Raw genomic sequence first — 23,115 nt, 5'->3', positions numbered from 1 at the left:
TTAAAAGTTGCCTTGAATTTCACGAATTTCCCCAATTAAATTGAGCTCAAACTGAATAAAAAATTAGCGAAATTTGTGGCAAACAAAATCATTTTAATCCTATAATCTGTGGCAGAAAAACATATACAAAATGCAAAAAATAAAAACAGCGTTATTATCATACGGAATGTCGGGAAAAGTATTTCACGCTCCTTTTTTAGATATTCATCAGGGTTTTGAATTATTAGGTTCCTGGGAACGAAGCAAAAAACTCATTCAGGAAGATTATCCATATGTAAAAAGTTATGCTTCAATTGAGGAATTATTAGCAGATGATGTCGATCTGGTTATTGTAAATACACCGGTCGGAACCCATTACGAATATGCAAAAAAAGTGCTTTTGGCAGGGAAACATGCCGTTGTAGAAAAAGCATTTACAACAACCGTGGGCGAAGCAGAAGAATTAGCTAAAATCGCTCAGGAAAAAGGCTTAAAATTGGCTGTTTTTCAGAACAGACGCTGGGATAGTGATTTCAAAACCATTCAGAAAATAATAAATGACGGAGTTTTGGGAGATCTGGTTGAAGCCGAATTTCATTTTGACAGATATAATCCTGTATTGAGTCCAAAAGCGCACAAAGAAACGGCCAATGACGGTGCAGGAATTCTAAAAGATTTAGGCCCGCATTTAATAGATCAGGCAATAGCGTTATTTGGTTTTCCAAAATCTGTTTTTGGCGATATCAGAATTACCAGAGAAAATTCATTAGTAGATGACTGGATCGATTTATTATTAATCTACACTAATTTTAGAGTCAGGCTAAAGGCCAGTTTTTTTGTGAGAGAAGCAAATCCCGCTTATACGATTCACGGTAAGAAAGGATCTTTTTTAAAGCCTCGTGGAGATGTTCAGGAAGATGAATTAAAATTGGGTAAAAAACCAAATTTAGATTCCTGGGGAACAGAATCCGAAACGATGCAGGGATTTTTGCATACAGAAATCGACGGAAAAGAAATTCGTGAAAAAGTGCCAACACTCAAGGGTAACTATTTCAGTTTTTTTGATGGAGTTTATGATGCAATTGCAAACAATAAAGCAGAACCTGTTACAGCAGAGGATGGCGTAAAAGTAATGCAGATTATAGAAGCTTCAATTGCAAGTAATGAACAGAAAAAAGTAATTGATTTGTAAAAGGTTTTTGCCACGAATTTCACGAATTTCCGCTATTTTTTTTCAATTTAATTCGTGGCAGCCTTAATTAAAAAGTCATTTCAATCTGTGGCGAAAAACCATACATTTTTTTCATAACAAATATCCAATTTATAAACAATAACGTTATAAATAGGGGAACTGCAGGATATAAATAGTCTATAAAAAAGTTTTTAGTATTTTTATAGTAGTAAACCCAAAAAATGTAAGCTTTGATAGATTTTAATCCGTTATCACTTTTCCAGACAAAAGGAAAAATCAAAAAAGTCTTTAGAGAAGCAAAAGCTTCTTATTTGAAGAGAATTCGTTTTGCCGTTGGAACGTTTTATTTTGGAATGGGTTTGAGTTTTGCCACCTGGGCCAGCCGGATTCCGGATATTAAAACAGCATTACATTTGACCGAAGGAGACTTAGGTTCCATACTTTTTGCTTTGCCAATGGGGCAATTGGTCGTAATGCCTTTTTCGGGAAAAATGGTAACCAAATTTGGCAGCCACCGCATTTTGGTTTTTTCTTTAATAATGTATGTTTTATGTCTGGCAAATTTAGGGTTGGCAACGACAGCACTACAATTGTCTTTGGGATTATTTATGTTTGGCTTATTCGGAAATCTGGCCAATATTGCCGTAAATACTCAGGGCGTTTATACCGAAGTTCTTTTTAAGAAAACCATTATGTCTTCCTTTCACGGTATGTGGAGTTTTGCAGGATTTACTGGTGCGTTGGTAGGATTAGGAATGCTGGCTTTAAATTTAACCCCGTTGCACCATTTCTTAATAGTAGGGGGAATTGTAGTCATTATGGTTGCCTTTAATTTTAAATTTTTGATCAGAGCAAAAGAAAAACTAAAAGACAAAGGACAAAAGAAAAAGTTATTTACCAAGCCAGACAGTGCTTTGCTATGGCTCGGTGTAATAGGTTTTTGCAGCATGGCGAGCGAAGGTGTAATGTTTGACTGGAGCGGCGTATACTTTAAAGACATTGTACAGGCTCCTGGGCCTTTGGTAATTTTAGGTTACACTTCTTTTATGATTATGATGGCCAGCGGACGATTCTTAGGTGATGGACTAATCAATAAATTTGGACGTGAGCGTGTTATGCAAATTAGCGGCGTTATGATTTCTGGCGGACTTTTTACTGCAGTTTTTCTTCCTTATATTATACCTTGTACAATTGCTTTTATGCTTGTAGGCCTGGGTGTCGCTACAATTGTTCCGACTGTTTACAGTATGGCCGGAAAAAATCCGACTGTTCCTCCCGGAGAAGCGCTAACTATTGTTTCAAGTGTTAGTTTTCTCGGTTTTTTAATGGGACCTCCCGTAATAGGACATATTGCACAAAACTTTGGACTTCAGTTCTCTTTTGCTTTTATCGGGATTTTTGGTGTATTAATTGCTTTTATGGTTTCTAAGATCAGAACCACTTAAATAGGATTTACAAAATCAAATAAATTATTATTTAATAAATGACTTATTTATAAAATAACAGAAAGTTATTTTGTTTTTAAAATTAATTTAACAAGAAAATTATGATAATAATTAATATTATTTATCTTTGAATTAAATACGGTATTCCAAAAACCAGTTTATCCTTTGATGTAAATGAACAGAATGTTTATTCTAAACATTTTAATACTAACATTTTACCAAAGTTAATTGGTGTTTTTTTATGAGAAAAAAGTACTTGATTTTTTTTATTTTATTGCCTTTCACACATGTTTTTGCACAACAGGAAACTACTATTTCAGGAATAGTAATAGATGCAAAAACACAAAATCCATTAGGAAATGTAGTCGTCAGCATTCAGAATTCTTCTGTTACACAGCTTACCAAAGCAAACGGAAAATTTGCACTTCATGTTTCTCTCAAAGGAGAGCAATTACTTTTATTGCACAGTAACGGATATAAAGATCTGCTTTTAAAAGTTAATTTAAATTCAGATACTAATCTTGGAGTTTTGCAGCTTGAAGACAATTTTTCTGACGAAATCCCCGGCGCTTTAATTTCATTATTAGAAAGTGATCTCACGGACGATAATAGTTCTTCTGAAATGACTTCGGGACTATTACAATCTTCAAAAGATGCCTTTTTTCAGGCCTCAGCTTTTAGTTGGGGACAAGCCCGATTTAAAGTGCGCGGCTTAGACAGTGAGAACGGAACCATGATGCTTAACGGAATGCCGATGAATAAAATTTATGACGGAAGACCACAATGGGGAAATTGGGGAGGATTAAATGATGTTCTTAAAAATCAGGAATTTTCAGTTGGTGCTGCTGCTTCAGATTATACTTTTGGCGGCATATTAGGAACACAGCAAATTTATACACGCGCTTCTGGTTATAGAAAAGGAGGAAAGGTCTCATTCTCAGGAAGTAATACAACATATAATTGGCGGGCAATCGGTACCTATGCTTCGGGCATGAATTCTTCGGGTTGGGCTTATGCAGTCTCGGCGGGTAAAAGAATTGGAAATGAAGGGTATTTTGAAGGTACAAATCTTGATGCCGAATCTTTTTTTATAAGTGTTGAAAGAAAATTAAACAATAAGCATTCTTTTAATTTTACAGGATTTTATACCCCAAACTCACACGGAAAAAATTCTGCTAATACAAATGAAGTCAATGCACTAACAAATAATAAATATAATTCGTATTGGGGCTGGCAAAATGGCGAAAAGAGAAATGCACGCGTCAAAAACATCGAGGAACCCCTCCTGATGCTTAATCATTATTTTAAGATAAATGAAAAAGCAAATCTCAATTCCAGTGTCATGTACCAGTTTGGTAAAATAGGGAATACTAATATTGATTATCAAAATACAAACAGCCCGGATCCGGTTTATTACCGAAAACTACCCAGCTATTATACGTCACTCTATGCAAAAGATAATGGAGAGTTTTCGGGAGCATATACTCCAGATTATGCAAAGGCAGAAGAGAGTGAAGAACTGTTTTTGGAGAATTCTCAAATTGACTGGGAAGCAATGTATAAAACGAACCAGAAGCCAATGACAAATAACGGGAAAGTTTCGGGTTATGAGCCTGCCCAAAGTCATTATGTGTTGTATGAAGACCGAACAGATGATAAAACTTTTGCAGCCAATACAAACTTAAATATTAAGCTCACAGAAAACAGTTCTTTTGACAGTGGAGTTACCTTTAGAAACCTGAGATCACATCAGTTTCAGAACCTTTTAGATTTACTGGGAGGTTTATATTTTGAAGATATAGATTCTTTTTACAGCGGTGATCAGGCACAATCTGATCTGCAAAATCCAAATCGTCTGGTAAAAGAGGGCGATACTTATGGATATAATTATAATCTTCTGGCAACGACAATAGATGCATTCACACAATTTAAATTCAATTATAAAAAAATAGATTTATATGTGGGACAATCTTATTCTGTTACAGATTATCAAAGAGAAGGATTGTATCAAAACGGTATCTATCCCACAACATCACTTGGGAAAAGTCAAAAAGTTAATTTTGAAAATTTCGGCTTCAAGGGCGGACTGACCTGTAAAATTTCAGGAAAAGAATGGTTGTATTTTAACGGAATGCATCTTACGAGAGCGCCTTCACTTCGAAATACTTTTTCAAATTCACGCCTCAATAATTCTGTCGTGGACGGAATTGAAAATGAAAACATTAGCAGTGCAGAAGGAAATTATGTATATCGTTCGCCTAAACTTAAGGTTAGGGCGACGGCATATTTTACTTTAATAAAAAACACCACCAAAACATCCTTTTTTTATGCAGAAGGAATCTTTGACAAAGGCGCGGGTTATAATAATACCGATGCTTTTGTGACACAAACGTTAACTCATCTTGACAAGAAAAATATTGGAGCCGAACTGAGTTTTGATTATCAGGTTTCAGCGACTTTAAAAACTACTTTTTCTGCTGCATATGGCAATTATACTTATAATAGTAACCCGAATGTCTCTATAACCAACGATGCAAATGCAGTTAAAGAAAATGCGCAGGCGACTTTTGATTTTGGAAAATCGCATCTTAAAAATTACAAGCAGCCAGGAATGCCACAACAGGCATACTCGTTTGGTCTGGAATATCGGAATCCAAAATTTTGGTGGCTCAGCGCCAATATTAATTATCTGGCGGAAAGTTATATTGATGTTTCGCCTATTGCCAGAACAGATCGTTTCTATAAAAATTCTAAAAACGGTTTGATATTTCCCGAAGCAACAGAAGAACAAGCAAAAACGTTATTAAAACAGGAGAAATTTAATCCGGTTTCTTTATTAAATATTTCCGGAGGTAAATCGTGGCATGTATTTGGAAAATATGTCGGACTATTTGCAAGCGTCAATAATGTTCTGAATGTTTCTTATAAAACCGGAGGATTTGAACAGGCACGTAATGCCAATTTCAGGGCTCTTAGTCAGGATATTTCTAGTGGTACGCCATCGTTTGGACCGAAATATTTCTATGGATACGGAAGAACTTATTTCGTAAACATAAGTATTAATTTATAAAATTTTAAAACACTTCATAATATGAAAAATAGGCTCTCAAAATCTTTTTTTGCAATACCATTATTATTCTTATATGCTTGCAGTAAGGAAGTTGAAATTCCAAAATTAGAATGTACACAACCCAATCTGACAGTAAATCAAACCGTAGAAAAAGTAAAAGAATTATCCGGATCAGTACCAAAACAATATAGTTTTGATGATGTTATTGAAGGATATGTAACCTCTACAGATGAAGGTGGTAACTTTTTTAAAACGATTTACCTGCAAACAATGGCTACAGACAGAAAACCGGCTGTAGGATTTAATGTTCCTGTAGATGTAACAAATACTTATGTAGATTTTAGAATAGGCAACAAAGTTTACATCAAGCTCAAAAACCAATTTACCAATTTAAATTATGGCGGTTTGCAAATAGGCAGTTTGTATGTTAGTAACTCAGGTGACCCTACGATTGGAAGAGTTTCACAAAATGATTATAAAAATGTGCTGAATGGTTCATGTACAGTTGTTAATGAAAATCTACTTGTTGAATTTGTTTCTATAGAAGAAGCACTAAATGATAGTAAATTAAATACTTTGATTGAGCTTAAAAATGTTCAGTTTACTGAAGCCGCAATTGGCCGTCATTATTTTGAGGAATCTAATAATATTGGCGGAGCAACAAATTGGAATTTAACAGACAAAACCGGAAATCAAATTATCTTCAGGACTAGTAGTTTTGCAAATTTTGCATCTGGACCAGTTCCCACAGGAAGCGGAAGAGTACGAGGGATACTAACAAAATATGGTTCGGATTATCAATTAATGGCGCGATACGAAAGTGATCTTGTAATGGATGGAAAAAGAAGTGTTCCGTTGTTTTCTGAAGATTTTCAATCGGTAAAAAACAATGTAAATTTTGCTCTTCCCGGCTGGAGTAATGTAGTAGAAAAAGGAACTAAATTATGGAAGAGTATGCTATATTCGGGAAATGGTTATGCTGAATTCAATACTACAAGTACAACTGCAGCCCAAAATATTGTATGGTTAATTTCGCCAAAAATTAATTTAGACAGTTATACTAATGCTGTGTTATCGTTTAGAAATGCCCAGCATGATTTAAAAGTTGATTCACCATTAAATACTTTAGAAGTTTATATCTCAACAAATTTTGATGGTTCGAATGTCTCAAAAGCCAAATGGACAAAGCTAAATGCAAAAATGGCAAATCTATCTACACCTACACGCCAGTTTATAACTTCTGGAGGTATCGATTTATCATCCTATAAAGGAGACATAAATATTGCCTTTAAGTATATCGGTTCCGGAAAAGACAAAACATTAAACGGTGCTTTTATGGTTGATGATGTAAGGATTTTTGGAGAAAAATAGCTACAACTTTTTTGATAGTCAAAATAAAGCATTGGTTTTTAGATAATTATTTAAAAATAAATACTTTTTGAACCCGATACTGTTGATTTTTAAAGGAATTTTGTATTTTGGTCGTCCCTAATCGATATAAATACCATGAAAAAAATCTACTTATTGGCCATCCTAATGATGGTATTCCCATGTTTGTTGCATAGTCAGGACACTCCCCCAGTGAGGCTAAAGCAGATCAATATTGTAAAAACAAATTATCAGAATTATAAAGATGGTGAAATTGTAAACAAAACAATTGCATTTGCTGATGGGAAAATCCAAACAATCACAACCTCTGATGTTATCCAGAAATTCTTTTACAATAAAAATGGATTACTGGATATGACTGTAAAAGAAAAAATTGGAAGCGACTGGAAAGAAGTTACTAATTACACTTATGATGCAGATAATAACATTATAAAATTTGTAAATAAATACCATGAGGGTAATGACTATATTACTAAAACAGTAAGTTTTGTATATGAAGGTGCCCGAATAAAAGCAACTACTAAAAAAAGTACCAATCACCAAAATCTGGTAGATGACATCGAATACATAGTTGAAAACGGAATCATTGTAAGACGTACATCACGAGATAGAAATAAAGCCATTATTGGAAAAATTGAATATGTTTATGTAAACGATAATGTTACAAAACATAAAGGTCTGGTTGGAGATAAAATTTCTAAAACATTTACTTACGACGATAAAAAGTCGGTAGATCAACTAATTGTTCAGAATCTGTTTGGAGATAATTATAAAATAATTGTTCCGATGATTTCCTATCATGAAGACGAATTTAGTTTTGAGACAATTTCGTATAATAATGAAGTTAATTTCAGCCCGTCGTCAACAGCATTGGTTGCGATAAGCAGAAAATACAAATACAATAAATTAAATTTCCCGATTTCCTGTTCTCAAATAGAAGAAAACGGAATTGTAAAAACAGAGAAAACTTTTATTTACGAATAATTTTTTCCCTCTTTTTTTAAACCCATTTAAAAGTTAAGCTTCTTAATTTTTAGATGGGTTTTTATTTATATTATCCAAATATCATAAATAGTACTTAAAATATAAATTCTGTAAGTGTAATAGCTTACAAATCATTAAATTTGCATCTTATTCAAAGATATGTTAGAAAAAGAAGTTATAAATTTTGAGCGAACAGCCATTGTCGGTATTGTAACTCAAAACCAAAGTGAAGAAAAACTTAACGAATATTTAGACGAATTAGAGTTTTTGACCTTTACCGCAGGAGGTGAAGTAATTAAGCGCTTTTCGCAAAAAATGGAACGTCCCAATCCGAAGACTTTTGTCGGGACAGGAAAAATAGATGAAATAAATCTTTTTGTAAAAGAGAATAATATTTCGACCCTGATTTTTGATGATGAATTGTCGCCATCCCAACAAAAGAACATCTCAAGGATTATTGATTGTAAAATTCTGGACAGAACCAATTTGATTCTGGATATTTTTGCACAAAGAGCCGAAACGTCTTACGCAAGAACACAGGTTGAACTGGCGCAATGTATCTATTTATTACCAAGACTTTCGGGCTTATGGACGCACTTAGAACGTCAGAAAGGTGGTATTGGTATGCGTGGTCCCGGAGAAACAGAGATTGAAACCGACAGACGTATTGTACGTGACAGGATTTCGTTATTGAAAGACAAAATCAAAACAATCGACAAACAAATGAGTATCCAGCGTAGTAATCGTGGTGCGATGGTACGTGTGGCACTCGTGGGTTATACCAATGTTGGAAAATCGACCTTGATGAATGCGATTGGAAAAAGCGATGTTTTTGTAGAGAATAAATTATTTGCAACTCTTGATACAACAGTTAGAAAAGTGGTGATTAAAAATTTACCATTTTTACTTTCTGATACCGTAGGGTTTATTAGAAAACTGCCAACTCAATTGGTAGATTCTTTTAAAAGTACACTTGATGAGGTTCGCGAAGCAGATCTGCTTTTGCACGTTGTAGATATTTCTCACCCGGATTTTGAAGATCATATTGAATCTGTAAATCAAACCTTGTTAGATATCAAAAGTAATGACAAACCAACTATTATGGTTTTTAATAAAATTGATGCCTATAAACACCTGACAATAGATGAAGATGATCTGATTACAGAAAAAACAAGAAGACATTATACACTAGACGAATGGAAACAAACCTGGATGAGTAATGTTGGTCAGAATAATGCTTTATTTATCTCTGCAACTAATAAAGAAAATTTTGAGGAATTTAGAGAAACAGTATACGAAGCTGTGCGTCAGATTCATATCACGAGATTTCCGTATAATAAATTCCTGTATCCTGATTATAAGGATGCTGTTGAAAAGGAAGAGGAATAGGAATAATAAATTTTTTACCGCAAAGGGCGCAAATATTTATTAAAAGTGATTATCATAAAAAAGTTCGCAAAGCTATATGTTGATTTAGCTTTGCGAACTTTTATTTTATAAATTAAGCTTTGTAAATAAATGCTTGCGCCCTTTGCGGTAAATTTTATAGTTTCAAAGATTTAAAACCCAAAATTAATTCCTAAACCAAATACTTCTCTGGTTTGAAATCCCTGAAAGGCATTATCATCATAAATAGCCTGAAAAGCTAAATTGGCTGATAGAAATTTATTTACTTTCATGATAATATTCAAAGAATAATTGATGTCTACATTTTGAGGATCTTCTAAATAATTAGAATATAAATTCAAAGTATTCTCAGCTGTTACATTCGTCATTATAGCGAGTTTGTAATAAACAGAAGCATAAAAACCAAGTTCATATCGCATGGTTTTGTTGGCGTTTACACCAAAATAATCTCCATCTACATAAGGCAAATCTGTTCCCCTGTCAATTCCGGATGTGTAAGAACCATCAACAAAAGTGAATTTTGAAGTTAATGGTGCAAAGTTAATTTTTAGATTTTCATCTTTTGACCAATAAATACCCGGACCTGTGGTTAGATAACCCGGAGACATAAATTGCGTATTCTCTGTTCGGATTTCTTTGCCATTTTCATCCTTTCCATATAAATAACCGGTAGAAAATTGAGTCCTGAAATTCAAAAAGAAAGAGTAATACCATTCGCCAAAAGCTCTTTTTCCTACAATTGAATTAAATTCTAAACGGTCATCTGTCTTTTTCTCGAAATCTGCTGTTTTAGTTTGTAAAAGACCGTAAGAAGCCAGTATTTTATTATCCCAGGTAATATCGTCTTTTTTGTAATTAAAATCGTAATTGATTCCCAGGGTTCCTGAGAAACTATCTTCCCCTCCGGCAATCCAGTTATTGAAGCTTGACTGATTTAATAAAAGCGATACGGTTCCCTTTGCTTTCCATCCTTCATCTTCTATAGTGTCATTGATTTTTTGGACAGCTTTTTCTGTATTTTGAACTAATTCCTTTTCTGAATTTTGGGCTTGAACAAAAGCAATATTTGCTAAAACGAAGAGTAGTATAAATAGCTTTCTCATGGTGTTTAGTTTAAGTGTATGTTAACAAATATACTAAAAACCGTTAGATTATGTAGGATTTATTGGGTGTTAAAGTACCTTATTTCTTAGATTCTTTGTATAAAGGTACAGCAGAACAAGCTTCTCCGTACATAATGCTTCTTGCGTATGGCTGCAAGTAAGTTGTAGCCAGAATGTAAGCGCGCATAGGAACAGGTTTTTTTGAGCACCCTTTTACAATTACCGGTTTATTCTGGTAAGCAGAATAATCAATAGCAGGCAAAATTTCTTCATATAAACTTCCGTCCAGATCTTCTATTGTTCCGTTGACTACTTTTTTGGCAAATGGAGCCAGTTGTACTGCCACCAGAATTAAAGCCCATGCCGGAATTATAGCATCTGTACTACAATGAACAGCCACATATTGATCTTGATATTGTGACCAATCGTGATTTTTAAGATGTTCTCTAAAATCTTTTTCTTTTAATAAAAATCCTTCCAGAAGCCATTGCGAAATGTCAATTTGCACACGCATTCCTTTTGGATAATAATCCTCAAGATCAAAAACTTCTAAGGCACTATTGGCAACTTTATTGATAATTTCTTCCATGTGAAAAATGGTTTAAAGTTTAAAGTTTCAGGTTTCAAGTTGCATAACCTGAAACCTGAAACTTTAAACCTGAAACAATATTTTTAAAGCATTCCTAATTCTAATTTTGCTTCTTCGCTCATTAAATCTTTACTCCAGGGCGGATCGAAAGTAATTTCAACATCAACATCTTTAATGTTTTCGATTGTTTTTACTTTTTCTTCTACTTCTCTTGGCAAACTTTCCGCAACCGGGCAGTTTGGAGATGTCAATGTCATTAAGATTTTTACTTCGTAATCTGTGTTAACCATTACATCGTAAATTAATCCCAATTCATAAATATCTACAGGAATTTCCGGATCGTAAATGCCTTTTAAAACTTTTACAATTGATTCTCCTAATTCGTTTGTGTCTATTTCTTGTTCCATAATTTTTGTTTGTATTTTTCGCCACGAATTTCACTAATTTCTCGAATTAAGCATTTTTGTCAAATCGAAAATTCGTGCTAATTCGTGAAATGCATGGCAGAAGAAATTTAGTTGTTTTTTGCATTAAATGCCAGAGCATACATTTTGATGTTTTTAATCATCGATACCAAACCATTTGCACGAGTGGCAGATAAGTGTTCTTTTAAGCCTATTTCGTCAATAAAATCAGTATCAGCATTTATGATGTCAGCTGCTTTTTGGTTGGAAAATGCACGAATTAAAATTGCAATAATTCCTTTTGTTAAAATCGCATCACTATCTGCAGTAAAAACAATTTTATCCTCTTTTTCTTCACCATGCAGCCAAACTTTAGACTGACATCCTTTAATTAAATTCTCGTCAGTTTTATATTCTTCATTGATCAACGGAAGACTTTTTCCTAATTCGATGATGTACTCGTAACGCTGCATCCAGTCATCGAACATTGAGAATTCGTCAATTATTTCGTTTTGTATCTCTTTTATTGTCATAATTATTCTTTAACAAAATCCGTCAGCAAATTCACCAATTTTTCGATTTTCTTTGGAGGAAAGCCATTGTCGAAACCTTGTGTTTCGTAAGTTTTGCCATTAGTTGTTATTTTTAAATTTCCAATTGCAGCACCATCATAAAAACGTTTTTCAGTTGGCCCTTTTAAGGCAGACAGACTGTCTAAGTTTATTTTAGAAAACTCAGCTACAATTTTATTCCATTTTGCCGCATCTATTTTATTTTTTACGGTTTCCTCATTTCTGCCATTTGTGACAGAAACAGATTCGTTTTCAACCAGGATTTTTTTATAATATCCTCTTGAAAGAGCGGAATATTCTATTTGAGTTGATTTCATGTCTGCTTTTTTTTGGCTACAACATCCAGTTGCTATAAAAACAGTTAAAAGTAATAATGATACTATTCGCATATATTTAATTTTTTAGCTTAACATTGTTTGTGCCTTTTTAACAGCGTCTACCATTTGATCGATTTCTTCTTTGGTATTATAGAATGAGAAAGAAGCACGAATGGTTCCCGGAATACAAAAGAAAGTCATAATAGGCTGCGCACAATGATGTCCTGTACGAACAGCAATTCCTAATTTATCTATAATTGAACCAATATCATAGGGGTGAATTCCATCAATATTAAACGAAACTACCGAAGCTTTATTTTTACCCGTTCCGTAGATTCTTAAACCTTCAATTTCTAATAAACGTTTTGTAGCATACTCTAAAAGTTCATTTTCATATTGTTGGATATTTTCGAAACCAACACTATTTAAATAATCAATAGCCGTTCCTAAAACAATTCCGCCTGCAATATTTGGAGTTCCGGCTTCAAATTTATGGGGAAGATCAGCATAAGTCGTTTTCTCAAAAGTTACCTCTTTAATCATTTCACCGCCCCCCTGATAAGGAGGAAGTTTGTTTAGCCACTCTTCTTTTCCGTATAGAATTCCGGTTCCGGTCGGACCGCACATTTTATGTCCTGAAAAAGCATAAAAATCACAATCTAAATCCTGAACATCCGGTTTTAAATGCGGAACAGCCTGTGCACCATCTATTAAAACTGCAGCGCCAACAGCGTGTGCTTTTGCAATAATGTCTTTAACCGGATTAATGATTCCCAAAGCGTTCGAAATGTGATTTACGGTTACGACTTTGGTTTTTTCCGATAACAAAGCATCAAAGGCTTCCATCATCAGTTCGCCATCTTCGTTCATCGGTATCACTTTTAAAGTCGCTCCGGTTTTTTCGCATAACATTTGCCACGGCACAATATTACTATGATGTTCTAAAGACGAAACAATTACTTCATCGCCCGGTTTTAAAATTGAAGCAAAACCGTTCGTTACCAAATTGATTCCGAAGGTTGTTCCCGAAGTAAACAATACCTCGTGAGCAAACTTAGCATTAATATGTTGTTGTACTTTACCACGAGAAACTTCGTAAGCATCAGTAGCTAATTGACTTAATGTGTGAACACCTCTGTGAATATTGGCGTTTATTTCCTGATAGTATTTCACTTCGGCATCGATCACAAGCTGTGGTTTTTGCGAAGTTGCTCCGTTGTCGAAATATACCAATGGTTTTCCGTTTACTTTTTGTGAAAGGATCGGAAATTCAGCTCTTATTTTTTGGATATCTAGCATGTCTTATTTAGAAAAATTCTATTTACAAAAGTACTAAAACTAAATTTGTTTCTACGGCAATTCGATAATTTCCTTTTATAGCGCCATCAACGACAGCAGAAATATCAATTATGTAATTTTTAATTCTATTTACTCAATATTATGAATTGTATTTGTGATTTGAGTAGTAATATCGTGAGCATAAATTAATTATATTGCAATAAAAATAGTTGTATCATTTATGAAAAAATTTCTAAAATTACTCGTTCTGGTTTTGGTTCTTGCCTTTTTGTACTTCGGATTTACAACCTACCCAAAACTGGATTTAATTTCCGGGTTTTCTGCTAAAAGTATAGCTTCAGGCCATTTTATCGATAATCGCTCCAAAGAGTTAATCGAAAAAACCGACAATGATATTGACATGATTGATCTGGCAACGAATTCAATTGATGATGCCGGAAAGTTTGCTACTTCTGCCGTTTATGGTTTAAAAGAGAGAAAAGCTATTTATCGTGAAGGTTTAGGAGCAACTTTAATTAATGAAGATTTTGATGTTTCGAAACCGTATTTGCTTCCAAAAAGAACCAAATTGGTTAATAATCTTCCTTTTCCTTACGGGAATAATGAGCTAAAAGATACCGTGTTTTCAAATATTGATTATACAAAATTGAAGAAAGCAGTTGATGATTCATTTGATAAAAATGGTGAAAAAGCAAAGCGAACACGTGCCGTAGTGGTTTTATATAAAGATAAACTGATAGCAGAAAAATACGATACAGGTTTTAATAAAGACAGTAAAATCCTGGGCTGGTCGATGACAAAAAGCATTACAAGTTCGGCTTTTGGAGTTCTGGCCAAACAAGGAAAAATTGATATTTATAAACCTGTTCCAGTTGCAGAATGGCAAAATGATGATCGTAAAATTATTACGATAAACGATTTGCTTCATATGAATTCGGGTTTAGAATGGGAAGAGAATTACAGCACGATTTGCGATGCTACAAAAATGCTTTTTCAGGCTGAAAATATGGGAAAAGTGCAACTCGACAAACCAGCGCAGTTTAAACCCAACACGCATTGGAATTACTCATCAGGAACAACCAATTTATTATCTCTAATTTTAAGAAGACAATTTAAAACCCAACAGGAATACCTTGATTTTTGGTACGGTGCCGTAATCGACAAAATCGGAATGAATTCGATGATCGTCGAACAAGATATGTCTGGAACTTTTGTAGGCTCGTCGTACGGATGGGCAACACCTAGAGACTGGTCAAAATTTGGGTTGTTATATTTAAGAAAAGGAAACTGGAACGGAGAACAAATATTAGATGAAAGCTGGGTTAAATACACTGCAACACCAACAAATACTTCTGAAGGAAAATACGGAGCACAGTTTTGGCTAAACGCCGGAGGAAAATTCCCCGATGTGCCTCGTGATATGTTTTATTGCAGCGGATACCAAGGACAAATGGTGGCTATTATTCCGTCATTGGATATGGTAATTGTGAGAATGGGAGTAAGGGAAGGTGATAAAAGTTTTGATTTTAATGGGTTTTTAAAGGGGGTGATTGAGAGTGTGAAAAAATAGTATAAATGAAAAGAAGTAATATTTTGTTGCCAGTTTTTATGGTTATAATTGGCTGGTTTCTTGGAGGTTTTGGTTTTGCTACAAAACTTGGGCATCCAATAAATACTATTTGTTTTTGTTTGGGTTTAGGATTATCTTTTTTCGGATTTATACTCTTTATTGTTAGATTAAAAAATAAATAAAAAAATTAACCGCAAAGGCGCAATGTAAAAAGCGCAAAGTTCGCAAAGCTTTATGAAAACTTTGCGAACCTTGCGTAAATCTTTGCGAACCTTGCGGTTAAGCTTTCTACAAATCAAATCCTAAATTCACACCCAATTTCATGGCAATGATTTTAGTAATTCTTTGTTTTAATTCCGGTATTTTGATGCTTTCGATAACGGCATTTGAGAATGCGTACATCAATAAAGCTTTAGCTTCTTTTTTAGGAATACCACGAGATTGCATGTAGAACATTGCTGTTTCATCAAGCTGACCAACGGTACAACCGTGAGAACATTTTACGTCATCTGCAAAAATTTCTAATTGTGGTTTTGCGTTGATAGTTGCTTTGTCGCTCAATAAAATATTGTTGCTTTTTTGGAAAGCATTTGTTTTTTGAGCTTCTTTTTCTACCAAAACTTTTCCGTTGAAAACTCCAGTTGAACGATCAGAGAAAATTCCTTTATAATCCTGGAAACTTTCGCAATTTGGTGTTGCGTGGTTTACCAAAGTATAATGATCAACGTGTTGTTTTTCCCCAATGATTGTAATTCCGTTTAACGTACTTGTCAATCTTTCTCCAAAATGATAGAAGTTCAAATTGTTACGAGTCAGATTTCCTCCAAATGAGAAGGTGTGCACGTAAACGTGACTTTCCTGTTGTTGCGAAACGTAAGTGTTGTCAATTAGATTCGCTTCAAGATTGTCGTTTTGAATTTTGTAATGATCCACAATCGCACGTTTTTGAGCAAAAATCTCTGTAACCGAATTGGTTAAAACCGGATTTTCATTCAAACTTTGGTGACGTTCGATAATTTGAACATGTGAATTTTCCCCCACGATAATCAAATTTCTCGGTTGAACTAATAAAGCAGATTCATTTCCTGTTGAGAAATACATAATCTCAATAGGCTTGTCAGCTACTTTCTTTTGTGGAATATTGATAAAAGCGCCTTCGCTTGCAAAAGCAGTGTTTAACGAAGTCAAACTTTCGTCCTTACTTGCAATTTGATTGAAGTACGTATCAATTACCATTTTATATTTTGGTTTGGTCAATGCCGATGACATTAAGCAAACATCGATTCCGTCATGCGTAGTAGAAGACAAATGCGAACTGAATACGCCATCAATAAATACTAATTTATAGGTGTCGATTTCATGTAAAAAGTATTTTTTTACATGATTAAATTCGATTGCATTTTCTTCTTTTGGAAAAACCGTAAAGTCATTTTTTAAGATGGCGTTTAGCGATGTATATTTCCAGGCTTCTTCTTTTTTGGTTGGAAAACCTTTATTTTCGAAGTTTTTTAAGGCATTTGTACGAATGTCATGTAAATCTGAATGTACATCGACACGCTCTTCAAAAGCCATAAAAGACGATACTAATTTTTCTTTTAAATCCATTTCTGTAGTTATAAGTTATGAGTTATAAGTTATGAGTTTTGTAAACTGTAAACTGTAACTGTAAACTAGTTTTCTGCTTTAATCCAGTCGTATCCTTTTTCTTCCAGTTCGTAGGCCAATTCTTTTCCTCCCGATTTTACGATTCTTCCATTGTAAAGAACGTGAACGAAATCCGGAACGATATAATCTAGCAAACGTTGGTAGTGCGTGATTACGATAATGGCGTTTTTCTCGCTTTTTAATTTGTTAACTCCGTTGGCTACAATTCTCAAAGCATCGATATCAAGACCAGAATCGGTTTCGTCAAGAATTGCCAATTTTGGTTCTAACATTGCCATTTGAAAAATTTCGTTTCTCTTTTTCTCTCCTCCAGAAAAACCTTCGTTTAAAGAGCGAGATAAAAATTTACGGTCGATTTCTAATAATTCAGATTTCTCACGAATTACTTTTAGCATTTCGTTAGCCGGCATTTCTTCCTGACCGTTTGCTTTACGAGTTTCGTTGATGGCAGTTTTCATGAAGTTCGTTACACTTACTCCAGGAATTTCTACAGGATATTGAAACGAAAGGAAAACCCCTTTGTGAGCTCTTTCTTCAGGAGCAAGATCAGCAAGATCTTCTCCGTCAAGGAAAACTTCTCCGTCAGTAACTTCGTAGTTTTCGTTTCCGGCAATTACAGCCGAAAGTGTACTTTTTCCAGAACCGTTTGGTCCCATGATCGCGTGTACTTCGCCAGCTTTAACTTCTATATTAATTCCTTTCAGGATTTCTTTATCACCAATTGAGGCGTGAAGGTTTTTTATTGATAACATTGTTTTTTTTTATTTTTATATAAATGTCAATTCTATTTTTGTTGTTTGGTTTAGGATGTTAGCATTAAAATGCGCGTGTCCTAAATATTCCATGCCTAAATAATCGGCTGTTTTTTTGAACGGAATGTAAAAACTATCTTCAATTTCATCATCGTGTGAATTTGAGATCACGCCAATTTTCTTTCCTCTAAGCTTACGTCCGGTTTCTTTTTCAATTCGGATTAAATCCGAAAAACGATCAAAGAAAACCTTCATAATTCCACTCATATTATACCAATATATGGGCGTTGCAAAAATTAAAGTGTCGTACTCTTCGAGTATTCTTCTTATTAAAGGCAGAAAATCATCTTCTCTGTTTTTGCTTTCGTAATCATAATGAGAAATATTATAATCACTTAAGTCAATCACATCAATTCCCGATTCTTTTGCAATTTCATCGACAATTTTTGTTGTGTTTCCGTTTTTTCTGGCTGAACCTAAAATGATGACTTTTTTGCTTTCCATCTTTCAATTATCCAACAGATCCTTCTAAAGAAATCTCTAATAATTTTTGAGCTTCAACAGCAAATTCCATTGGTAATTTGTTCAATACATCTTTACTGAAACCGTTTACAATTAAGGCAATCGCTTTTTCAGTCGGGATACCTCTTTGGTTACAATAAAAAACCTGATCTTCTCCAATTTTACTTGTAGTTGCTTCGTGCTCGATTTTAGCCGATGGATTTTTACTTTCGATATAAGGGAAAGTATGCGCTCCGCAATTGTTTCCCATTAAAAGAGAATCGCATTGCGAAAAGTTTCTTGCATTCTCAGCTCTTGGGCTAATCTGCACTAATCCACGGTAACTGTTTTGCGATTTACCAGCCGAAATACCTTTGGAAATAATAGTCGATTTAGTGTTTTTTCCTAAATGGATCATTTTAGTTCCGGTATCTGCCTGTTGGTAATTATTGGTAACGGCGATCGAATAAAATTCTCCTACCGAATTATCTCCTTTAAGTACACAAGAAGGATATTTCCAGGTTACAGCAGAACCAGTTTCAACTTGTGTCCATGAAATTTTAGCGTTTGTTTCGCATAAACCTCTTTTGGTTACGAAATTGTAAACTCCACCTTTTCCTTCTTTGTTTCCCGGGAACCAGTTTTGAACGGTAGAATATTTAATTTCAGCATCATCCAAAGCGATTAATTCAACCACAGCAGCGTGCAATTGATTTTCGTCACGACTTGGTGCAGTACAACCTTCAAGGTATGAAACATAACTTCCTGCATCAGCAATAACAAGCGTTCTTTCGAATTGTCCTGTTCCTGCCTGATTGATTCTGAAATAAGTTGAAAGTTCCATTGGGCAACGTACGCCTTTTGGGATATAACAGAAACTTCCATCAGAGAAAACAGCTGAATTTAATGCTGCGTAGAAGTTGTCTTTTTGAGGTACAACAGTTCCTAAATATTTACGAACCAATTCCGGATGTTCTTTTATTGCTTCAGAAATTGGACAGAAAATAATTCCTTTTTCTCCTAATGTTTTCTTGAAAGTGGTAGCCACAGAAACAGAATCGACAACAATATCCATAGCGACATTGTTCATCATTTTTTGTTCATCTACAGAAATTCCTAACTTTTTGTACATTTCTAAAAGCTCAGGATCAACATCGTCCAAAGTTTTATTTGGATCCACTTGTTTTGGAGCTGAATAGTAAGAAATGGCTTGGAAATCTGGTTTTTCATAACGAACATTTGCCCATTCCGGTTCGATCATTTCTTTCCAGGCACGAAAAGCCTCGATGCGCCATTCGGTCATCCATTCCGGCTCTTCTTTTTTAAGAGAAATAGCTCTTACGATATCCTCGTTTAAGCCAATAGGGAAAGTTTCAGATTCTATATTAGTATAAAATCCGTACTCATATTCTTTTGTTTCCAGTTCGATTTTTAAATCGTCTTCGGTGTATTTGCTCATTTTTGATGTAAAGATTTAAAGTGTAATTTTCAAAAATTTCAAAGAATTACGCTTTATTAGTCTTGTTATTCTTTATAAATTTATAGTGAGAATGATTCTCCGCAACCACAAGTTCTGCTTGCATTTGGATTATTGAATACAAATCCTTTTCCGTTTAATCCTCCTGAGAATTCGAGAGTAGTACCGGCTAAATAAAGAAATGATTTTTTCTCCACTGCAATTGTTATGTCGTTGTCTACAAATATTTTATCGTCGTCGCCTTTGGTTTTATCAAATTTTAAATCATATGACAAACCAGAGCATCCACCGCTTTTCACACCTACGCGTACGTAATCATGAGCGGCATCAAAACCGTCATCACTCATCAAATCGATGATTTTCTTTTTGGCTGTATCAGAAACTTTTATCATTGTATTTATGGTATTTGTCTTTTCTGTTCATTTATGACTGAACTTGAAATGAAATTATTACATTTTAAAGTACTGTCTGTCAATGTTGAAATGAAATTATCTGCAAAGATACGACTTAAAAACCTTTTTCCATAACGCTTCACATTATTATAACAAATGTTAAAATAGATAATAGTTATTTTGAAATTTTGGTTGCTCTTTGTTTGATTTTACCATAGCTATGAAAAATGGAAAAATAGGTGATTTTATTCTTTTAAATTATAGATATTTTAAAAGAATCGGTTTTTTTGAGTTTTAAATTAAATATTTTTGTCACAACGAAATTGTATTTGTTAGATTTGTTTTTCATTAGAAATTATACTTATGAAACTTTATCCAATAGAATCCGGGAATTTTAAACTAGACGGAGGTGCCATGTTTGGTGTTGTGCCAAAAACAATCTGGAACAAGACTAATCCGGCAGACAATAATAATTTGATTGATATTGCTGCACGTTGTTTACTTATAGAAGATGGAAACCGTTTGATTTTGATTGATACCGGAATGGGAGATAAACAATCTGAAAAGTTTTTTGGATATTATTCGCTTTGGGGCTCACATTCAATAGATAAATCACTGGCCAAATATGGTTTTCACAGAGATAATATTACAGATGTTTTTATGACTCATTTGCACTTTGACCATTGTGGAGGAAGTGTTCAATGGAATTCGGACAAAACCGGATATGAACCTGCGTTTAAAAATGCAAAATATTGGAGTAACGAAAATCATTGGGATTGGGCAACAAAACCTAATCCGCGTGAAAAAGCTTCTTTTCTTTCGGAGAATATTTTACCGATGCAGGAAAGCGGGCAACTGAATTTTATAAAACGTCCGGAAACCGATTTTGGCTTTTCTGAAGAATTGAATTTTGGAATTTATTATGTTGACGGACATACCGAAAAACAAATGATTCCACATATTCAATACAATGATAAAACCATTGTTTTTTGCGCTGATTTGCTGGCCACAGCCGGACATATTCCGTTACCTTATGTAATGGGTTATGATACAAGACCATTATTGACAATGCCGGAGAAATCAAAATTTTTAAACGCCGCCGCAGACCATAATCATTATTTGTTTTTGGAACATGATGCACACAATCAAGTTATAACAGTTGAGCATACAGAAAAAGGCGTTCGATTGAAAGAAGTTTTTACTTGTGAGGACGTGCTTTGATTTGTAAATAAAAGCTTTCTTTTATTGAAAAAACACACATAAATTGCTGCAAATAAATCATAACACAGTGTTAACAGTTAGTTTTTTGTAACAAAAAAGCATAATTTAGTCGCAACTTTTAACTTTAATATTTAAAACAGTTCATGAATCATATTAAACTAAATACTTTATCTGCTTTTGCATTACTTGTTCTGGCAGGTTGCGGCGCTAGTGCGCAAGCGCAAGTTTCAACTTCTAAAGAATTTATTACAGCACCATTAGCAGTAGTAAAAAAAGCACCAGTTAGTGAAAATGAATTAAAGAGATGGAGTCATCTTGATTTAGTAAAAGATTCTATTCCAGGAATGAGTGTTGACAAAGCTTACGCCGAATTATTGCAAGGTAAGACAGGTAAAAAAGTTATTGTTGGTATTGTAGATTCTGGTGTAGATATTGAACACGAAGATCTAAAAGGAATGATCTGGACAAATCCTAAAGAAATTGCAGGTAATGGAATCGATGATGACAAAAACGGTTTTATAGATGATGTTCACGGATGGAATTTTCTTGGAGATGTGGTACATGAAAATCTTGAAATGACCCGTATCATTAAAAAGAAAGATGACGGAACTGCCGAATACAAAAATGCTTTGGCGCAATACAATGAGAAATACGAGAAAACATTACAGGACAAACAACAAGTAGATTATTTAATTGATGTTCATAACACCATTAAAAAAGAGTTAAATAAAACAACTTATAAATTAGAAGATCTAAGTACTATTACTTCTACAGACCCAAAAGTAGTTTTGAGTAAAAAGATAATGACTCAGATTTTTGGTAATGCAGGACCAACTTTTGATCCTGAAGCAGAACTGGGAGATTACAGAGAGTCAGTTTATGATCAGTTAAATTATAATTTAAATAAAGAATTAGACGGAAGAAAATCGCTTGGAGATAATCCTGACGACATCAAAAATAACCGTTACGGAAATAATATTGTTTTTGGACCGGACAAGGAAAAAGCACTTCACGGAACACACGTTGCCGGGATTATTGCTCAGGTTCGTGGCAATAATTTAGGTGGAGACGGAATTTCAAACAATGTTGAGATTTTGACAGTGAGAGCCGTTCCTGACGGAGATGAATATGATAAAGATATTGCTTTGGCAATTCGTTATGCAGTAGACAACGGAGCAAAAGTAATCAACGGAAGTTTCGGAAAAAGTTTTTCACCTCATCAACAGTGGGTGTATGATGCGATAAAATATGCCGCTAAAAAAGATGTTTTAATTGTTCATGCTGCAGGAAATGACGGGTATAATATAGATGAAACAAAAAACATCAACTATCCAAATGATTCTCAGGATAATATTAAAGAATTTACAGATAACGTAATCACAATTGGTGCAATTAATAAACAATATGGAGAAAATGTAGTTGCAGGATTCTCAAACTTTGGAAAAATAAATGTAGATGTTTTTGCTCCTGGAGAAGAGATTTATGCAACAGTTCCAAACAATAAATACAAATACCTACAGGGAACATCAATGGCATCTCCTAATGCTGCCGGAGTAGCTGCCTTAATCCGTTCTTATTATCCAAAACTAAAAGCGTCACAGGTAAAACATATTTTGATGGATTCTGGAGTCTTACTTCCTTCAATGGTAGTTTTGGGAGAAAACCCAAATCCTGAGCAAAAACCGACAGCGGTTTCATCATCTGAATCATCTAAAACAGCTAAAATGGTAAATGCTTATAATGCATTGCTGATGGCTGAAAAAATGTCAAAAAAATAAAAATAAAAC

Annotated in this window: 21 protein-coding genes; 10 read left to right on the top strand and 11 right to left on the bottom strand. The window is 34.2% G+C overall.

Annotated features, from left to right (window positions below):
- Window positions 1-130 precede the first annotated feature (130 nt).
- The 6 genes from JOD96_RS02840 to hflX all read left to right on the top strand — a co-directional run bounded on the left by JOD96_RS02840 (window position 131) and on the right by hflX (window position 9,448).
- A complete protein-coding gene (locus JOD96_RS02840; protein ID WP_209562758.1) occupies window positions 131-1,171 on the top strand; it encodes a Gfo/Idh/MocA family oxidoreductase in 1,041 nt (346 codons plus the stop codon).
- Window positions 1,172-1,401: 230 nt separating this feature from the next.
- The gene (locus JOD96_RS02835) at window positions 1,402-2,616 is read left to right on the top strand and encodes an MFS transporter (RefSeq protein ID WP_209562757.1); all 1,215 of its coding nucleotides are present in this window, start codon (window positions 1,402-1,404) and stop codon (window positions 2,614-2,616) included.
- A 241-nt stretch (window positions 2,617-2,857) separates the two neighbouring features.
- The gene (locus JOD96_RS02830; protein WP_209562756.1) at window positions 2,858-5,686 is read left to right on the top strand and encodes a carboxypeptidase-like regulatory domain-containing protein; all 2,829 of its coding nucleotides are present in this window, start codon (window positions 2,858-2,860) and stop codon (window positions 5,684-5,686) included.
- Window positions 5,687-5,707: 21 nt separating this feature from the next.
- Window positions 5,708-7,057 (top strand): DUF5689 domain-containing protein, encoded by a 1,350-nt coding sequence (locus JOD96_RS02825; protein ID WP_209562755.1) that lies wholly within the window; start codon window positions 5,708-5,710, stop codon window positions 7,055-7,057.
- 135 nt (window positions 7,058-7,192) lie between these two features.
- Window positions 7,193-8,059, top strand: a complete 867-nt coding sequence (locus JOD96_RS02820) for a hypothetical protein (protein WP_209562754.1) — start codon at window positions 7,193-7,195, stop codon at window positions 8,057-8,059.
- 159 nt (window positions 8,060-8,218) lie between these two features.
- Window positions 8,219-9,448, top strand: coding sequence for a GTPase HflX (gene hflX / locus JOD96_RS02815; RefSeq protein WP_209562753.1), 1,230 nt, complete (start codon window positions 8,219-8,221; stop codon window positions 9,446-9,448).
- 170 nt (window positions 9,449-9,618) lie between these two features.
- Here hflX and JOD96_RS02810 read toward each other — a convergent pair whose 3' ends face one another.
- From JOD96_RS02810 to JOD96_RS02785, 6 genes are all read right to left on the bottom strand, one after another.
- On the bottom strand, window positions 9,619-10,569 hold the full coding sequence (locus tag JOD96_RS02810; RefSeq protein WP_209562752.1) for a DUF3078 domain-containing protein: 951 nt from the start codon (window positions 10,567-10,569) through the stop codon (window positions 9,619-9,621).
- A gap of 79 nt (window positions 10,570-10,648) precedes the next feature.
- Window positions 10,649-11,158, bottom strand: coding sequence for a DUF2480 family protein (locus JOD96_RS02805; protein WP_209562751.1), 510 nt, complete (start codon window positions 11,156-11,158; stop codon window positions 10,649-10,651).
- 83 nt (window positions 11,159-11,241) lie between these two features.
- Entirely contained in the window at window positions 11,242-11,565 is a 324-nt protein-coding gene (locus JOD96_RS02800; protein ID WP_017494560.1) for an SUF system Fe-S cluster assembly protein, read from the bottom strand.
- Window positions 11,566-11,672: 107 nt separating this feature from the next.
- Entirely contained in the window at window positions 11,673-12,095 is a 423-nt protein-coding gene (locus tag JOD96_RS02795) for a SufE family protein (RefSeq protein WP_209562750.1), read from the bottom strand.
- Between the two features lie 2 nt (window positions 12,096-12,097).
- Window positions 12,098-12,451: a hypothetical protein gene (locus JOD96_RS02790; protein WP_317195268.1), complete on the bottom strand. Its 354-nt coding sequence runs from the start codon at window positions 12,449-12,451 to the stop codon at window positions 12,098-12,100.
- An 84-nt stretch (window positions 12,452-12,535) separates the two neighbouring features.
- Window positions 12,536-13,750, bottom strand: coding sequence for an aminotransferase class V-fold PLP-dependent enzyme (locus JOD96_RS02785; protein WP_209562748.1), 1,215 nt, complete (start codon window positions 13,748-13,750; stop codon window positions 12,536-12,538).
- Between the two features lie 220 nt (window positions 13,751-13,970).
- On the opposite strand from JOD96_RS02785, the gene JOD96_RS02780 reads away from it, so the two are divergent.
- A complete protein-coding gene (locus JOD96_RS02780) occupies window positions 13,971-15,320 on the top strand; it encodes a serine hydrolase domain-containing protein (protein ID WP_209562747.1) in 1,350 nt (449 codons plus the stop codon).
- A 5-nt stretch (window positions 15,321-15,325) separates the two neighbouring features.
- Window positions 15,326-15,502: a hypothetical protein gene (locus JOD96_RS02775; protein ID WP_209562746.1), complete on the top strand. Its 177-nt coding sequence runs from the start codon at window positions 15,326-15,328 to the stop codon at window positions 15,500-15,502.
- Between the two features lie 106 nt (window positions 15,503-15,608).
- Here JOD96_RS02775 and sufD read toward each other — a convergent pair whose 3' ends face one another.
- The 5 genes from sufD to JOD96_RS02750 form a co-directional block, all read right to left on the bottom strand.
- Window positions 15,609-16,925, bottom strand: a complete 1,317-nt coding sequence (gene sufD / locus JOD96_RS02770) for a Fe-S cluster assembly protein SufD (RefSeq protein WP_209562745.1) — start codon at window positions 16,923-16,925, stop codon at window positions 15,609-15,611.
- A 65-nt stretch (window positions 16,926-16,990) separates the two neighbouring features.
- Window positions 16,991-17,737 carry a Fe-S cluster assembly ATPase SufC gene (sufC, locus tag JOD96_RS02765; RefSeq protein ID WP_017494567.1) on the bottom strand — a complete coding sequence of 249 codons (747 nt, stop codon included), beginning with the start codon at window positions 17,735-17,737 and terminating at the stop codon, window positions 16,991-16,993.
- Window positions 17,738-17,752: 15 nt separating this feature from the next.
- Window positions 17,753-18,241 carry a flavodoxin family protein gene (locus tag JOD96_RS02760; protein WP_209562744.1) on the bottom strand — a complete coding sequence of 163 codons (489 nt, stop codon included), beginning with the start codon at window positions 18,239-18,241 and terminating at the stop codon, window positions 17,753-17,755.
- Window positions 18,242-18,248: 7 nt separating this feature from the next.
- Entirely contained in the window at window positions 18,249-19,697 is a 1,449-nt protein-coding gene (gene sufB, locus JOD96_RS02755; RefSeq protein WP_209562743.1) for a Fe-S cluster assembly protein SufB, read from the bottom strand.
- Window positions 19,698-19,777: 80 nt separating this feature from the next.
- On the bottom strand, window positions 19,778-20,107 hold the full coding sequence (locus JOD96_RS02750) for a HesB/IscA family protein (protein ID WP_116751590.1): 330 nt from the start codon (window positions 20,105-20,107) through the stop codon (window positions 19,778-19,780).
- Window positions 20,108-20,470: 363 nt separating this feature from the next.
- Here JOD96_RS02750 and JOD96_RS02745 point away from each other — a divergent pair, with 363 nt between their 5' ends.
- A complete protein-coding gene (locus JOD96_RS02745; protein WP_209562742.1) occupies window positions 20,471-21,328 on the top strand; it encodes an MBL fold metallo-hydrolase in 858 nt (285 codons plus the stop codon).
- Window positions 21,329-21,471: 143 nt separating this feature from the next.
- Complete coding sequence (locus JOD96_RS02740; protein WP_209562741.1) at window positions 21,472-23,106, top strand: S8 family peptidase; 1,635 nt, start codon at window positions 21,472-21,474, stop codon at window positions 23,104-23,106.
- Window positions 23,107-23,115 lie beyond the last annotated feature (9 nt).

Source organism: Flavobacterium sp. 1355, from assembly GCF_017833415.1.
Taxonomy (GTDB): Bacteria; Bacteroidota; Bacteroidia; order Flavobacteriales; family Flavobacteriaceae; genus Flavobacterium.
The sequence above is the reverse complement of the archived record's forward strand: the minus strand, read 5'-3'. Positions and strand labels throughout refer to the sequence as shown.

Excerpts from the sequence above, each read along its gene's own strand:
- JOD96_RS02840 (WP_209562758.1), top strand. The coding sequence starts at position 131 with ATGCAAAAAATAAAAACAGCGTTATTATCATACGGAATGTCGGGAAAA.
- JOD96_RS02830 (WP_209562756.1), top strand. The coding sequence starts at position 2,858 with ATGAGAAAAAAGTACTTGATTTTTTTTATTTTATTGCCTTTCACACAT.
- JOD96_RS02825 (WP_209562755.1), top strand. The coding sequence starts at position 5,708 with ATGAAAAATAGGCTCTCAAAATCTTTTTTTGCAATACCATTATTATTC.
- JOD96_RS02820 (WP_209562754.1), top strand. The coding sequence starts at position 7,193 with ATGAAAAAAATCTACTTATTGGCCATCCTAATGATGGTATTCCCATGT.
- hflX (WP_209562753.1), top strand. The coding sequence starts at position 8,219 with ATGTTAGAAAAAGAAGTTATAAATTTTGAGCGAACAGCCATTGTCGGT.
- JOD96_RS02810 (WP_209562752.1), bottom strand. The coding sequence starts at position 10,569 with ATGAGAAAGCTATTTATACTACTCTTCGTTTTAGCAAATATTGCTTTT.
- JOD96_RS02805 (WP_209562751.1), bottom strand. The coding sequence starts at position 11,158 with ATGGAAGAAATTATCAATAAAGTTGCCAATAGTGCCTTAGAAGTTTTT.
- JOD96_RS02800 (WP_017494560.1), bottom strand. The coding sequence starts at position 11,565 with ATGGAACAAGAAATAGACACAAACGAATTAGGAGAATCAATTGTAAAA.
- JOD96_RS02795 (WP_209562750.1), bottom strand. The coding sequence starts at position 12,095 with ATGACAATAAAAGAGATACAAAACGAAATAATTGACGAATTCTCAATG.
- JOD96_RS02790 (WP_317195268.1), bottom strand. The coding sequence starts at position 12,451 with ATGAAATCAACTCAAATAGAATATTCCGCTCTTTCAAGAGGATATTAT.
- JOD96_RS02785 (WP_209562748.1), bottom strand. The coding sequence starts at position 13,750 with ATGCTAGATATCCAAAAAATAAGAGCTGAATTTCCGATCCTTTCACAA.
- JOD96_RS02780 (WP_209562747.1), top strand. The coding sequence starts at position 13,971 with ATGAAAAAATTTCTAAAATTACTCGTTCTGGTTTTGGTTCTTGCCTTT.
- JOD96_RS02775 (WP_209562746.1), top strand. The coding sequence starts at position 15,326 with ATGAAAAGAAGTAATATTTTGTTGCCAGTTTTTATGGTTATAATTGGC.
- sufD (WP_209562745.1), bottom strand. The coding sequence starts at position 16,925 with ATGGATTTAAAAGAAAAATTAGTATCGTCTTTTATGGCTTTTGAAGAG.
- sufC (WP_017494567.1), bottom strand. The coding sequence starts at position 17,737 with ATGTTATCAATAAAAAACCTTCACGCCTCAATTGGTGATAAAGAAATC.
- JOD96_RS02760 (WP_209562744.1), bottom strand. The coding sequence starts at position 18,241 with ATGGAAAGCAAAAAAGTCATCATTTTAGGTTCAGCCAGAAAAAACGGA.
- sufB (WP_209562743.1), bottom strand. The coding sequence starts at position 19,697 with ATGAGCAAATACACCGAAGACGATTTAAAAATCGAACTGGAAACAAAA.
- JOD96_RS02750 (WP_116751590.1), bottom strand. The coding sequence starts at position 20,107 with ATGATAAAAGTTTCTGATACAGCCAAAAAGAAAATCATCGATTTGATG.
- JOD96_RS02745 (WP_209562742.1), top strand. The coding sequence starts at position 20,471 with ATGAAACTTTATCCAATAGAATCCGGGAATTTTAAACTAGACGGAGGT.
- JOD96_RS02740 (WP_209562741.1), top strand. The coding sequence starts at position 21,472 with ATGAATCATATTAAACTAAATACTTTATCTGCTTTTGCATTACTTGTT.